The sequence below is a fragment of the Corallococcus sp. AB030 genome (assembly GCF_003668965.1).
In the GTDB taxonomy this organism is placed as follows: domain Bacteria; phylum Myxococcota; class Myxococcia; order Myxococcales; family Myxococcaceae; genus Corallococcus; species Corallococcus exiguus.
In genome coordinates, this window is sequence record NZ_RAWQ01000128.1 from 17,404 (window position 1) to 30,482 (window position 13,079).

Annotated in this window: 11 protein-coding genes; 3 read left to right on the plus strand and 8 right to left on the minus strand. The window is 71.1% G+C overall.

Features of this window, described 5'->3' with window-relative positions:
- Positions 1 to 9: 9 nt before the first annotated feature.
- On the minus strand, positions 10 to 1,290 hold the full coding sequence (locus tag D7Y15_RS26965) for an amidohydrolase family protein (RefSeq protein WP_121754367.1): 1,281 nt from the start codon (positions 1,288 to 1,290) through the stop codon (positions 10 to 12).
- Between the two features lie 159 nt (positions 1,291 to 1,449).
- On the opposite strand from D7Y15_RS26965, the gene D7Y15_RS26970 reads away from it, so the two are divergent.
- Complete coding sequence (locus D7Y15_RS26970; protein ID WP_148712881.1) at positions 1,450 to 2,739, plus strand: hypothetical protein; 1,290 nt, start codon at positions 1,450 to 1,452, stop codon at positions 2,737 to 2,739.
- 33 nt (positions 2,740 to 2,772) lie between these two features.
- On the opposite strand, the gene D7Y15_RS26975 is transcribed toward D7Y15_RS26970, so the two are convergent.
- Together D7Y15_RS26975 and D7Y15_RS26980 are read right to left on the minus strand one after the other, a co-directional pair.
- Positions 2,773 to 4,722, minus strand: coding sequence for an FG-GAP-like repeat-containing protein (locus D7Y15_RS26975; protein ID WP_121754369.1), 1,950 nt, complete (start codon positions 4,720 to 4,722; stop codon positions 2,773 to 2,775).
- 141 nt (positions 4,723 to 4,863) lie between these two features.
- Positions 4,864 to 6,465: a cell wall anchor protein gene (locus D7Y15_RS26980; RefSeq protein ID WP_233605099.1), complete on the minus strand. Its 1,602-nt coding sequence runs from the start codon at positions 6,463 to 6,465 to the stop codon at positions 4,864 to 4,866.
- Between the two features lie 194 nt (positions 6,466 to 6,659).
- Between D7Y15_RS26980 and D7Y15_RS26985 the strand changes: the two genes are divergently transcribed.
- On the plus strand, positions 6,660 to 7,250 hold the full coding sequence (locus tag D7Y15_RS26985; RefSeq protein WP_120579844.1) for a DUF938 domain-containing protein: 591 nt from the start codon (positions 6,660 to 6,662) through the stop codon (positions 7,248 to 7,250).
- A gap of 51 nt (positions 7,251 to 7,301) precedes the next feature.
- Here the strand turns inward: D7Y15_RS26985 and D7Y15_RS26990 are convergent, their stop codons facing one another.
- From D7Y15_RS26990 to D7Y15_RS27005, 5 genes are all read right to left on the minus strand, one after another.
- Positions 7,302 to 7,871, minus strand: a complete 570-nt coding sequence (locus D7Y15_RS26990) for a hypothetical protein (protein WP_120579843.1) — start codon at positions 7,869 to 7,871, stop codon at positions 7,302 to 7,304.
- 145 nt (positions 7,872 to 8,016) lie between these two features.
- Positions 8,017 to 9,804, minus strand: a complete 1,788-nt coding sequence (locus tag D7Y15_RS26995; protein WP_158629121.1) for a tetratricopeptide repeat protein — start codon at positions 9,802 to 9,804, stop codon at positions 8,017 to 8,019.
- 335 nt (positions 9,805 to 10,139) lie between these two features.
- Complete coding sequence (locus tag D7Y15_RS44285; RefSeq protein WP_147452213.1) at positions 10,140 to 10,595, minus strand: hypothetical protein; 456 nt, start codon at positions 10,593 to 10,595, stop codon at positions 10,140 to 10,142.
- The gene (locus D7Y15_RS27000) at positions 10,592 to 11,191 is read right to left on the minus strand and encodes a hypothetical protein (protein ID WP_121754372.1); all 600 of its coding nucleotides are present in this window, start codon (positions 11,189 to 11,191) and stop codon (positions 10,592 to 10,594) included. The genes D7Y15_RS44285 and D7Y15_RS27000 overlap by 4 nt, the downstream gene beginning before the upstream one ends.
- Complete coding sequence (locus D7Y15_RS27005; protein ID WP_148712882.1) at positions 11,188 to 11,823, minus strand: RNA polymerase sigma factor; 636 nt, start codon at positions 11,821 to 11,823, stop codon at positions 11,188 to 11,190. Before D7Y15_RS27005 ends, D7Y15_RS27000 begins: the two co-directional genes overlap by 4 nt.
- A 143-nt stretch (positions 11,824 to 11,966) precedes the next feature.
- Between D7Y15_RS27005 and D7Y15_RS44845 the strand changes: the two genes are divergently transcribed.
- A complete protein-coding gene (locus D7Y15_RS44845) occupies positions 11,967 to 13,031 on the plus strand; it encodes a hypothetical protein (RefSeq protein ID WP_158629122.1) in 1,065 nt (354 codons plus the stop codon).
- The last annotated feature ends 48 nt before the right edge of the window (positions 13,032 to 13,079 follow it).

A 13,079-nucleotide genomic window follows, 5' to 3' on the forward strand; every position in this document is an offset into this window, starting at 1 on the left:
GCCCGGCTTTCAGCGCCGGTACAGCGTGCCGCCCTTCATCACCAGCCGCACCTGTCGCACGGCGCTGATGGCCTGCGTGGGGTCTCCCTCCACGGCGACCAGGTCCGCGAAGAGCCCGGCCTTCACCTGCCCGACGCGGTCCTCCCAATGCAGCATGCGCGCGTTGCCGGAGGTGGCCGCCAGGAGCGCCTGCGCGGGCGTCACGCCGCTGGCCACCAGCAGCTCCAGTTCGCGCGCGTTCTCCCCGTGCGTGAAGACGCCCGAGTCCCCACCCACGCACAGGGGCACGCCCGCCGCCAGCGCGGCCTTGAGGCCCTCGCGCTTCTTCTTCGAGGACTCGGGCTCCGGGTCCACGCCGCGCTTCCAGCCGCGGTACTGGAGCATGGCGTCGCCCGCCGCCAGCGTGGGGCACAGGAACACGCCCCGTTGGGCCATCAGCTTCCAGACCTCCGGCGTGCCGGCGTCGCCGTGCTCGATGCTCTCCGCGCCGGCGAGCACCGCGCGCTTCATGCCCTCCGGCGTGCTGGCGTGCACGGCCACCGGACGTCCGCCGCTCTTCGCCGTCTCCACGATGAGGCGCATCTCCTCCTGGGAGAAGGTGGGGAGCGCCTCGCCGCGAGGGCCCCAGCGGTAGTCGCCGTAGACCTTGATCCAATCCGCGCCGAGCCCCATCTGCCCGCGCACCGCGCGCGTGAGGCCGTCCACGCCGTCCGCCTCCTCCGCGCCCTGGGGCACGGTCCATTCGGACGCGAAGCCCTTGGGGCCGTAGCTGCCAGTGGCCACCAGCGCGCGCGTGGTGACGACCATGCGCGGGCCCGGGATGATGCCCTGGTCGATGGCCTGCTTGAGGCCCACGTCCGCGTCCGCCGCGCCCTCCGTGCCCAGGTCACGCGTGGTGGTGAAGCCCGCCATCAGCGTCGCCTTCGCGTGGTTGGTGGCCCGCGCCACGCGCAGCGCCAGGGACTCCTTGAGCACCTGGTCGTTCCAGGTCGCCTCGTTGTACGGATGCAGGAACAGGTGCGAGTGGCCTTCGATGAGGCCGGGCAGCAGCGTCGCGCCGGGCAGGTCGATGACCTCCGCCCCCTCCGGCGCCTTCACGCCCTGGGACGCTCCCACCGCGACGATGCGCTCGCCGGTGACGACCACCACCCAGCCCGTATGGGGCTTCGCGGCGGTGCCGTCGAAGACGCGCGCGGGGCGCAGCACGTAGGAACGGGCAGGGACCTGGGCCCGCGCGGACGCGGAGACGAGGACCCCGGACAGGACGGTGGCTAGGAGCAGGGCGCGCATGTGGGGGCGCAGTCTGCGCGCGTCGCACCGTCCGGGGCCATGGGTTGGTGGGGTAGGCCCCTCGGAGGGCTCATCTTCGTGTATGAGTCCCGGTGGGTTGGGTGCGTGCTTGGGGGGGCCGGCTTCCGGACGCTGCACCCTTCTTCAGGGGGATCTTCCATGAATCGACTGTTCGCGCTTGCCGTGCTGCTGTGCGTCGCCTGTGGCGACAAGACCGACCCGAAGTCTCCGGATGCGGGGACGGCGGGCCCGTCCGCCCTCATCGTCCACTCGGACTGGTGGGCCTTCGCCCGGCTCCTCCCCCAAATGGAGGACGTCACCGTCCTGCTGGGGGATGGCAGCCTCTTTCGTCAGCCCCTGGGCCGTGACGGCATCGCGCGGTTCGAGGGCGCGGCCACCACCCGCCCGCAGGACATCACCTTCGTCGTGAAGCTCGGAGACGAAGTGATGGTCAGCACGGCGCTGGGCGTGGAGGGCTCGGAGGTGTGGGTCCGCTCCATCCTGGGCTCACCCGAGCACCTCCCGTCATCCACCCGGCAGGCCACCCTCACCGGACGCGTGACGAACAACGGGTTCTCCTGGACGAATGTGTACGTGGTGGGAAAGGGCTTCACGGGCCACACGCTGGCCGAGTCGGATGGGAGCTTTCGCCTCGACGTGATGGGTGAAAACCCCGGCAAGGTGGCGCTGGTCGTCACCGACCAGTCCAACGTCCAGAAGGTGGGGCTGTTGCGGGACATCGCCGTGGGGGAGGGGCGGACGGTCGGGGACCTGGTCCTCCCCATGGACCACCCGGTGGACCAGCTGCTGTCTGTCGAGGTGCCGGAGGTCCAGCCCTATGCGCCGGTGGGAAACGTCTCCGCCTCCTTCCTGCTCGGGTCGGATGTCCTCTTCACGAGGACCACCTCCGGTGCCGAGCCCATCGAGCTCCCGGTCCTGGCCCGGACGCCGCCGTTCGACGCCGTGGAGGTCCGGCTGTCCGTGGCGGCGGGCAGCCCCGGCCAGCCCGGGACTGTGGTGGCGAATGCCTCGCCGGCTCCCCGGGGCGTCACGCGGTTGGCCCTGCCCGCGCCCATGACGCTCACCTCACCCACGCCGGGCACGGCGGAGGCGCCGGGTTCGGCGCAGCGCTCGGGCCTGACGGTGCGCTGGAGCGCTGACCCTGCCGCTCACAGCGTGATGGTGCGCCTGGGGCCCGTTGACTACGAGCAGCGGTTCTCCTGGGTCATCACCGCTCCCGCGACCCGGGACGGCTTCACCCTCTTCACCCTGCCAGAGGGCGTCGCACCCAGGACGCAACTGGGCGTGGGCCGCCACACCCTGGTGTGGGGCTCGAGCTTCCTGGGGACGGGCCGCGGCTACCAAAGCCTCTTCAAGGAGGCCCCTGCCGTGAACGGACTGGACGCGTGGGAAACGCTCTCGCACAGCGAGCTCATCCTCCAGGACTGAAGCGCGCCCCTTCCGCGTGCTGGCGCCTTGCCGCTACGGCGCCAGCGCGCGGAACACCTTGGTGTCGCCGTCGTAGTTGCCGGGGTTCCAGTACACCTTGTCCGCGCCGTCCCGGCCGTCGATGTCCGCGAAGAAGAAGCCGGTGTTCTCCGAGTTGCTGAAGCCCGTGTTGTCCATCACCGGGCTGCCCGCGAAGTTGGTGCCGGTGCTCGGATAGATTTGCATCCGGCCCTCGCGGAAGCCCGGCCGCCAGAAGACCTTGTCCGCCTTGCCGTCGCCGTCCACGTCCGCGAAGTAGAAGCGGGACGTGTCCACGCCGCTGGTGCCTGACTCGTGCAGGAAGAACAGCGCGAACGCCCCCGCGCCGGTGGAGCGGTACACGCGCGTGCGGCCGCCTTCCTGGTCCGGATTCCAGAGGATGCGGTCCGCCTTGCCGTCGCCGTCCACGTCCGCGAAGGACACGCGGGTGCCAGCGCTCGTGTTCGCTCCCGTCGTGCTCGTCACCGCGGCGCCGAACGACACCGTGCCGTTGCACTTCGACACGAAGGTGTCGAACGCGCCGGACCTCTGCGTGGGGTTCCAGCGCACCAGGTCCGCGCACCCGTCGCCGGTGATGTCCGCGAAGAAGAAGCGCGTGGCGTCGCTGGTGCTGGCCGCCTGGGTGACGGCCACGCGGTCGGCGAAGGTGCCGTCGCACTTCGCGGGGTAGATGCGCACCTCGCCGTCCCCCAGGTTGGGCCGCCAGAGGACCTTGTCCGCGCAGCCGTCGCCGGTGACGTCCGCGAAGAAGAAGCGCGTGGTGGCGACACCGCTCGTCGCGCCCGTGTTCTTCACCGCCGTGGCGAAGCCGCCGTCGCACTTCGACTTCGCCACCCACGTCTCGCCTTCGCCCACCGCGTAGTTCCAGCTGATGCGGTCCGCGCAGCCGTCGCCGGTGACGTCCGCGAAGAACAGCTGCGTGCTGGTGGATGTGCCGTTGGGCGTGGGCGAAAGGGTGGAGCCCGCGGAGAAGATGGACGGGCGAAGGGTGGCGAGCACCGGGTAGTGGTCCGACGGCGTGAGGCCGCCGCTCTCCGTCCGGTCGATGGCGGGCGCGGACGAGGTGAGCGCGCCCCCGTTGTGGAAGATGTAGTCCAGCCTCTGGTACTTCGTGGACGTGGAGCCGCTCCACGCGTTGTTGAACGTGGCGTCATCCTCGCCCGTCACGCCGTCGAAGCGCGCGGTGCGGAACAGCCGGGCCCCGCCCTCCAGGTCCGCGATGGTCGTCTCTCCCGGCGTGGACTGGCCCTGCGCGTCGGAGTTGAAGTCCCCCATGGCGATGACCGGCAGGCCCCCGGGCTTCGTGGCCAGGAACGACGCCATCTGCTCGGCCTCCTTGAGCCGCCCCAGTGAGCACGCCGCCGCGTAGGCGAAGTGCGTGTTGGCCACGAAGTACACCTGGCCGGACGTCAGGTCGCGCAGGCCCACCCAGGCAATCTTCTTCCCCTCCGCGTGGCTGAAGCACGTGGCGCTGGAGGCATAGGGATTCACGAGCGCCTCGTTGCCCTGGCCGACCTCGGGGGCAATCTCGAAGCGGTTCTTCTTGAAGAAGATGAGCTTCGGGCTGCCGCCGCCCGGGTTGTAGACGCCGTAGGGCTTGTCCGCGCCCGTGAGCCCCGCGATGAGGTCCGCGGGGATGCTGGGGCCGCCCGAGGGCGCCTGGGCCTCCTGCACGCCGACGATGTCCGCGTTGTTCGCGAGGATGCGCTGGAGGACCGCCGCCTTGCGGTTGGGCCACGCGCGCACGCCCGTGTCCAGGGGACCGCGCACGTTGTACGTCATCACCCGGAACGCCTTGTGCTCCGTCGTCGCCAACGCCCGTGACTGTCCGGGCAGCGCGTCAGGGGAGGTCTGCGCGCCTCCGTCCGGCCCACAGGCCAGCAACGGAGTGAACACCGAGAGCAGCGCGGCGGCGCGCGCGAGATGGGGACGGAAGCATCGCATTGCTGCGATTATACATGGAAAACGAGAAATAACATAAATTCCGTCCAGGCATGCTGGCGCGCCGTGGATGTCTCACGGCGCGCGAAGGCCGCGCCCGGCGTGGGGCGCCGGACGCGGCCTGGGCATGACTGCGATTGCGGGCTACTGGCGCACGACGCGCTTGAGCTTGAAGGGCGAGGGCGACTCGCTCATCGTGTAATAGGCCGTGCCGGTCGGGTCGTACTCGATGGCCTCGCCTTGTCCTTCCACGGTGTCCGTCAGGGAGACGGGCGTGGCGGCGAACGCGGTCTCGAAGGCCGCGCCGGTGGCGGCGCGGAACTCATACACCTTGCGGTAGGTGCGCAGCAGGAAGCGGTTGGCGCACGGGTGGATGGCGCCGGACGTGGCGGCGCCGTAGTTGGTGTCCGTGGTGGTGGGCAGCGGGAGGTTGGCCACGAACACGAGCGTGCTCATCGTTCCCGGCGTGGGGAGCGGCTGGGGGAACTTGTAGACCTTGCTCGCGCCCGAGTAGGACTTGGTGACGATGTAGATGTCGCCCGTGGTGGGGTGGACCAGGATGGTCTCCGCGTCCTTGGGCGTGTCCGGGTACTGGAAGGGGAAGGCCTCGGCGGTGAGGTTTCCACTTGTCTGGCCCGCGCCGATGTCGGGCTCCGGGATGCGGTAGACGGCGAAGGTGGACGGCGGCGTGGGGAAGTTGGCGCTCGAGCGGCCGATGTCGCCCATGTAGATGCACTGGCCAGCGGGGCACGGGCCGGTGGCGACGTCCTCCCAGTCCGCGGGCGTCACGTTGGACACGGTGAAGGTGCCCTTCGTGCTCGCGTCCGCGGTGCTGATGGCGACGATGGCGGTGGTGTCCTCGTTGTGCGCGTAGAGGACGCCCGGCGTGAGGCGGCTGGCGGCGATGCCCGACGGCTCCACCAGCGCGGTGGCCGTCACGGTGCCCTGGGTGGTGTACGCGGTGGAGAAGGTGTCCCCCACGGAGCAGGAGGTGGAGGCGTTGGCCGCGCGCAGCGCCACCACCTGCGCGGTGTTCGTCTCCGCGTAGGGGGAGGAGCCGTTGAACGAGCCCTGCGCGCCCGCGGCACCCAGGTCCTTGTAGGCCACGTTGTAGATGACGCCCGTGGACGAGGACACGAGGCAGGTGTCCTCGGGCTCGGTGAAGCCCGCGGGCGGGACGATGGGGCTCGCCGGGCACGCGGCGCCGGTCCACAGCTGCGAGCCGAACCACACCGCGACGCCGTTGGCCGTGCTGGTGGAGAGGGCGGGCGTGTCGAAGCTGGCGGTGAGGCCGTTCTTCTGGCCCGTCTGCGCGTCGATGGGGTTGGCCGTGTCCACGCCGGAGAACGCGGAGATGCTGCCGGCCATGTAGCTGGCGATGTCGATGTTGAACGCGTACGTGGACGGCTCGGACGCGGTGGCGACCTTGTAGAAGATCCACGCCTTGAGCTGCGACGCGCTCTGGTCCGAGCGAACCAGTGTCCAGCCCGCGGGAGGCGTCGCCACCGCGGCCACGTTGTTGCGGTTGATGATGCGCGCCAGCAGCACGTCACCCACCGCCGTGCCCGTGGGCTTCGCGATGCTCAGCGACGTGCGCGTGCTGCCGCCCGCCGTGGCGCTGCTCCGGTACGCGATGTTGGACACCGCCTGCCGGGCGGTCGCGACCTCCTGCTCGGGGAGGGAGGAGGCGTCCTCCGTCAGCGGCCCGCAACTCGCGAGCGTGAGCAGCGATACCGAGCACAGCATGCGTGAAACATTCCGGTTGAAGAACGTCAAGGTCACTCCTGCCTGGGGGATGAGGCGAGTCGAGGCAGGAGGTTTTCGACAGGTCCCGGAAAGTGTTGCGGATTCCGTGCGCGGGCGGCCTCCGGTTTGACTGTGATTGCAATCTTCCGCGAGAGGCCTTTCCTCGCGTGCTCGGGTGTGGAAGAGGGGAGGGCATGAAGCGTCACGCCCCGGCCACCGAACGCAACCGCGAACCGCTCCTCGCCATCCTCCGGGAGGTGCTGCCCACGGAGGGCACGTTGCTGGAGGTGGCGAGCGGCACCGGCCAGCACGCGGCCTTCTTCGCGAAGGCGTTCCCGGGGCTGAACTGGCAGCCGACGGACGGCGACCCGTCGTCGCTGGAGAGCATCGACGCGTGGCGCGTGGAGGAAGGGCTGGCCAACGTCCTGCCCGCGCGTTTGCTGGACGCGAGCTCGGACGCATGGCCGGTGGAGCACGCGGACGCCGTGCTCTGCGTGAACATGATCCACATCTCGCCGTGGGCGGCCTGCCAGGGATTGATGCGGGGCGCGGCGCGGGTATTGCGTCCGGGCGGACGGCTGGTGCTGTACGGCCCCTACTTCGTGGAGGGGAAGGAGACCGCGCCGAGCAACCTCGCCTTCGACGAATCGCTCCGCGCGCGCGACCCGTCCTGGGGCGTGCGCGAGCTGGGCGCGGTGACCGCGGAGGCGGCGCGCCACGGGCTCCAGCGCGAGCGCGTGGTGGAGATGCCGAGCAACAACCTCACGGTGGTGTTCCGCCGGTAGGACTTCCGCCGGGACGGCGCTCGTCACGCCGTCCCGGCGCGTGGGCATGGGCTACATGCCGGGGCAGTTGCCGCCCTTCAGCTGGCGGGCGGTCTCGTGGACCTCGTCGATGAGCTGGCGCTGCTGCATGTGGTCCTGCGCGGAGTAGGTGATGGTGATGCCCTCCGGCGTGTCCGTTGCCACGGCCTTGGAGGGGACGCTGGGCGCCCCGGCCATGCCCTGGGCGCCACCTCCGCCGGTGCCGCTATCGTCGCGGCCATCCTGCATCTCCGTGGCGCTGTCGCCCAGGTCCTCCTCCTGCGCCAGGTCCAGGGGTGTCTCCGCGCTGGCGGTGCGCTTGGACTGCTCGTTCAGCATCCGCCGGGCGCGCGCCTGGAGGTCCGACACCTGCGACGGGTCGGACGTGGTGAACATGAGCGCCACGCCGTCGGACGTGTCCTGCGTCTGGACCTGCGCGCCCGGCACTGACATGGGGCAGCGCTGGTCCCCCGTGGACGACATCGCGGTGGCGGACATCGGCTCCTTGGACTCCTCCTTGTGCATCCCCTTCTTGGAACAACCCGCGGAGAAACAAAGCGCCGTGGTCGCGGCGAGCATCAGCGGCAGTCGGGACATGGGCATGGTGTGCCTCCTCTGTCGTGGGTTCGTCGTGCGGCAAGGTGGAGAGGCATCACAGCCCTTGCAACACTTCCTCCACGCTGCCTTGCCTGAAGGCCCCACCCCGTGGATGGACAGCGCTATCGGGGAGCGGACACGCGGGGCCGGCTCACCACACGGCTTCGAGCTGGAGCATCACCCCGTGCTTCTCGTAGTTGCCGTTCGTGGCGTCATACGCGTGGCAGAGGTGCTCCGCGCCTTCGCACGCGGCGGGGTCGTCGTCCGTCAGTCGCGTGTCGATGTTGGAGCGGTTCACCAGCAACTCGTAGCGAGCGGTGAGCCGCAGGTGGCTCGACAGCCGGGCGCTCACGGAGGGGATGAGCACGAAGCGCGTGTCGTGGCGGCGGCGGACGTCCCACGTCTCGGTGTCTCCTCCGGCCGTCACGACGCGCAGGGCGTTGTCCTCCAGGTAGCGGCGCCACTCCACGTCCGCGTCCAGGCTGGCGGTGAGCCATGGCAGGGGTTGCCACCGGCTGGCCACGCCCACGGCGTGGCCCGTGAAGCCGAACGGAATGACATACGTCTGCGACACGAGAGTCGTGTCCTCGCTGGTGAAGGATTGCTCCAGCGTGCCGATGCGGTCCTGCCGGTAGCGGTACCACGCGGTGATGCTCGCGGGCCCCAGGCGCCATTCCTGGGACAGCGTCGCATCCAGGCGTGGACCGGTGAGGTAGGCGAACTCCTCTCCAATTCCGTCCTTGCCGGCGGCGCCCAGGTCCAGCCGCGTGCTGGTGTGTTCGGTTTCGTCCCAGGCCAGCCACGCGTTGGCATTCACGGAGGCCTGGAGCCCCCGGAAGTCGGCCAGGCCGGTGAAGAAGATGTCTCCTCCCGCGAGGAGCCCCACTCGCACCCGGCGCGCGGCCTCCCACTCCACGGCCGCCGTCGCGCGGTGGAGCTGGAGCGAGTAGTCCCGCACGGAGGATTCGGAATACGCGCGCTGGCTGCCGCCGTAGGACAGGGCCGCGAAGAGCCGGTCGGACAGGCGGAAGCGCGCGGTGATGCCCACGCTGGCCTCCGCGAAGGGGCTCGCGGTCACCACGTCCGCGTTCGCGCCGGACACGTCGCGGGCCGCGACGCCTACCTGGAGCACGTTGCTGTCGAAGCCCGGCCCCACGGTCGCGGAGGCCCAGAGGGCCGGGCCGCTGGAGCGCAGTCCGTGGGAGAGCAGGTCCAGGTACTGATACGCCGTCGCGCGGTCCAGCGGGGTCAACGTCAGCGCGAGCGCCGCGGTGAGGTCCTCGCGGGCCTCCGCGCGTGAGCCCATGCGCCAGGCCGACGCACCCGCCATGAGCCGGGCCCTGCCTGAGTCGGTTTGTCGCTCCGCCGCGCGCAGGAAGTGCGCACGGGCCTCGTCGAACCGGCCGGCGTCGAAGGACGCGAGTCCCTGCCGGTAGGCCTCATCCCCTTCGTTCACGGCGGGCGAGACCAGGGCGCGCAGCTCCTCTACCTGCAGCGCCTCCGCCGTGGATGCACCCGGCGAGGCCCGCTCCGCCCATTGCGCGGCACGGTCCGGAGCGCCCGCGTCGAACGCGGCGAAGCCAGCGTTGATCCACGCCACGCGGGCGAGTGGGGCACCTTCACGGACGCGCGCGAAAGCCTCCTCCGCCTCCGCGAAGCGCCCCAGGGCGTAGAGGCATGCGCCCCGGTTGAAGTTCCAGGCGTCGGGCTCCGGAGCATCCGAAGCGTGCCCCGCGGCCTCCAGGGCCTCCAGCGCTTCCGCGGGACGGCCCAAGCGGAAGCGGGCCAGTCCCACGAGGTACAGCGAGGCGCCAGAAGGTGGGGCCTGGAGCGCCTGCTGTTCCGCCTCCGCGTACCGGCCCGCCGCGAAGGACTCGCGCGCGTCCTCCAACGGCTCCCCGGCCGCGAGCGCCACCAGGAGCAGCAGGCCCGTCCACACGCACCGCGACGTAGCGCATTCCCCGCACGGGTGCGAGGGCAGCGCACCGCGCCATCCGGCACGGGGAGAGAGCCCGGTGCGCACCGACCCAGTCCGTGCTCACGGCGTCGCCAGGTCCTCTGACATGACTCCCGTCCAGATGGAGGCGAGTCGAGAACCCTGAGGGAACACGCCCCCTTGGCGGCGACCCGGACAAACCTGTCCGACAGTCGGACAGGTTTTGGACAACCGCGGCAGGGGGCCGCCGCTTCATCCGGGCTGCGGAAACCTGTCGGACAGTCGGACAGGTTTTGGAGATTCGAGGCGGGAACCCTCCTGCGCTGACGACCCCGCCTTCAGCGCCGCGGCGGCTGTTGGGGCTGCGCGGGAGGCTGCTGATTGGGCGGCGGTGGTGCTCCGTCGGTCCTCGGGGACGGCGAGCGCATGCGGCCCTCGTCCCCTGGCGGGCGCGATCCGTTGGGCCGGCCGTCCTGTCCCGGTCCACCCGAAGGGCCACGCGCGTCCGGACCCGGAGGGGGACGGGCCGTGTCGCCCCGGGGCGGTGGGGGAGGGCGCTCCGCGTTCCTGCGCCCCAGGATGGTGTCCACCTGTTCTCCCGGCGCGATGACGTCCACCGTGTGCGAACTGCGCACGTGCGCCTGCTGCGCTCCGGACGGTGGGGGCGGTACGGGGGCCTCGGGCGGCCTCGCGGCCTCCGTTGGCGGTGGGGCCGGTGTCTGCTGGGCGTGCGCGGCCCCGCCTCCCAGCCACAGGAGGACGGCGAGCGCCGGTGTCGAGAACCCCGTCTTCATCCGCCCGTGACCTCCAGCACCACGTCGTGCTCGATGCGCTGGTCGCCCGCACGCGCCAGCGCCGTCACCAGATAACGCCCCGGCCGCTGGCCTCGCACCGCGATGGGAATCACGTTGCTGCCCGCGCTCAGGGGCTGCGTCCACTGGTAGGAGCGCAGCGGCAATTCCTCTCCGTCCGCCCAGAAGGACAGCCCCTCCGGCAGGCTCACCTGGAAGTCCGCCTGCTCCACGGCCACGTCCGCCGTGAAGTCCAACTTGATGACCGCCACCTTGCTCACCGGCACCTGCGTGCCGGGCCGCTCGATCTCCGCCATCCCCGGGGCTTCCGTCTCCGGGACTCCAGGCGTGCCTCGCACCGCGCCCAGCACCAGGAAGGTGGCCACGCCCATGGCGATGCCCACCGCCGGCCACAGCACCGGCGCTCGGCGGCGCCAGAAGTCCCGCACCGCATCCCACCCCGACGCCGGTGTGGGAGGACCGGCCTCCACGAGCCGCCGGTGGAGCAGGGCCTGGAAGTCGGGCCCGGGCGCGTCGTCCCGCAGCGCCGCCAGACGCTCGCGCAGCGCGCGGTCCTCCCTGTCCTCGGGCTCACTCATCTCCTGCTCCTCGCAGCATGCGACGAAATGTCCTGCCCGGATGTTCCCACCGGCGCGTCATCTTCCGGGCCGCCGGGGCCCTGGCCCCCCGCCAGCAGGGCCTTCAGGTGCGCCCGGCCCCGCGACAGGCGCGACTTCACGGTGCCCACGGGCACCCCTTCGATGTCCGCCACCTCTTCATAGCTGTGGCCCTCCACGTCGAAGAGCACCACCGCCGTGCGGAACTCCGGCGGCAGCCCCCGGAGCGCCCGCCACAGCCGGTCCCGCTCCTGGGCTCGCATCATTCCTTCATCCGCGGACTCGGCGTCCGACGCCGCCTTCGTGTGCTCCTGCTCCAGCGGTTCCTCGCGGGAGCGCTCGCGGCCGGCGCGGCTGCGGGTGGCGTCATAGAACGCGTTGCGCACCACCGAATAGAGCCACGTCTGGAACGCGGACTGGAAGCGGAACGAGCGCAGGTTCTTGTAGACCTTCACCAGCGCTTCCTGCGCCAGGTCATCCACGTCCGAGTCCGACGCGGCGAAGGCCCGCGCGAAGCGGCGCACGCGCGGCAGGTGCGAGGACACGAGCATCTCAAAGGCACGCACGCTGCCGTCCTGGGCTTCGAGGATGAGTGCGCGCAGCTCGTCGTTCACGGTCGGCGGCACTCTATCCGGCCCCGGTGCATGCTCAAAAAGCCGCGGGAAAATCCCCGCCGGGAACACGGCGGAAATTCATTTCGTCTCATGGGGGCGGACGGACAGCGGCCGGGCACCGGATGACAAGGGAGCACGCACTCATGAGGCACTGGAACAGGGGCAGTCAGTGGCTGGGAGCAGTCGCGCTGGTGGTGGGCACCATGACGGTCGGTTGCGGCGGCGGGTCGCAGAGCTCGACCACGGACGCCACGTCGGATGTGTCCCAGGCGGTGGAGGCCACGTCGGACTCGAGTGACGCGGTGGAGGTGTCCAGCCTCCTGCACGGCCTGGACAAGCTGCGCCCCCAGGCCATTGAAGGCTTTCACTGTGACGAGAGCCCCGACATCACCACCGTGGAGGTGTGTGGCAAGACGCTGCCCGCCACCGTGCACCTGGAGTGGACCGACTGCGCGCCCCCCACGCGCCCCGAGGGTCCCGGCCGTGGCGGCGGCCAGCCTCCCGGTGGTGGCGGTGGTGGCGGCCAGCCTCCGGGCGGTGGTGATCAGCCTCCTCCCCCGCAGGGCGGCGAGGGCTCGCAGGTGCGTGGCCAGTCCTTCGACGGCGGAAAGGGCGGCGGAAAGGGCGGCGGAAAGCCGGGCGGCAAGGGCCCCGGCGGCCCTACCAGCGGCACGGTGGACATCGTGAACGCGTACGAAGCTGCCGAGGACTGCACGGGCGCGGTGACGCAAAGCCAGACCGTCACCTTCGAGGTCTCAGGCACCAACTCCGACGGCGAGGTCTCCACCGTGAAGGGCACCACCGCCTCCACGGCGGAGCTGGTGGACGGCGCTCCGCCCCAGCGCAAGAGCACGCAGGCGGACGTGACCCGCACGCGCACGGATGCCGCGGGCACGGTGGTGCAGTCGGTGCGGCTGGAGGGCTCGCTGTCCGTCGCGTTCTCCACGGACACGCCGCCGGTGCGCACCATCGACGGCGCGTACACGGAGACCGCGCTGGATGGTTCGCAGGGCACCGTGACGCTGGCGGGCATCGTCCGGCCGTCGCGCGAGGTGTGCCCCTGGCCCACGAGCGGCACGCTCACGCGCACCACCGCGGACGGCGCCAGCCACGTGCTCACCTTCGGTCCGGAGTGCGGCGACGGCACGCTCGACGGCGCGGAGCTGAGCCTGCCCGACCGCTGCGAGCGCGGCGGCGGCCGCCACTAGCCTCACGAGGCGTCGCGGTCCGGGGGGCGCACTCCCAACCCCCTCCCC

Coding starts and splice junctions, on each gene's coding strand:
- D7Y15_RS27000 (WP_121754372.1), bottom strand. CDS start 11,191: ATGAGTGAGCCCGAGGACAGGGAGGACCGCGCGCTGCGCGAGCGTCTG.
- D7Y15_RS26975 (WP_121754369.1), bottom strand. CDS start 4,722: ATGCGATGCTTCCGTCCCCATCTCGCGCGCGCCGCCGCGCTGCTCTCG.
- D7Y15_RS26970 (WP_148712881.1), top strand. CDS start 1,450: ATGAATCGACTGTTCGCGCTTGCCGTGCTGCTGTGCGTCGCCTGTGGC.
- D7Y15_RS26980 (WP_233605099.1), bottom strand. CDS start 6,465: ATGCTGTGCTCGGTATCGCTGCTCACGCTCGCGAGTTGCGGGCCGCTG.
- D7Y15_RS44845 (WP_158629122.1), top strand. CDS start 11,967: ATGAGGCACTGGAACAGGGGCAGTCAGTGGCTGGGAGCAGTCGCGCTG.
- D7Y15_RS26985 (WP_120579844.1), top strand. CDS start 6,660: ATGAAGCGTCACGCCCCGGCCACCGAACGCAACCGCGAACCGCTCCTC.
- D7Y15_RS26990 (WP_120579843.1), bottom strand. CDS start 7,871: ATGCCCATGTCCCGACTGCCGCTGATGCTCGCCGCGACCACGGCGCTT.
- D7Y15_RS44285 (WP_147452213.1), bottom strand. CDS start 10,595: ATGAAGACGGGGTTCTCGACACCGGCGCTCGCCGTCCTCCTGTGGCTG.
- D7Y15_RS26965 (WP_121754367.1), bottom strand. CDS start 1,290: ATGCGCGCCCTGCTCCTAGCCACCGTCCTGTCCGGGGTCCTCGTCTCC.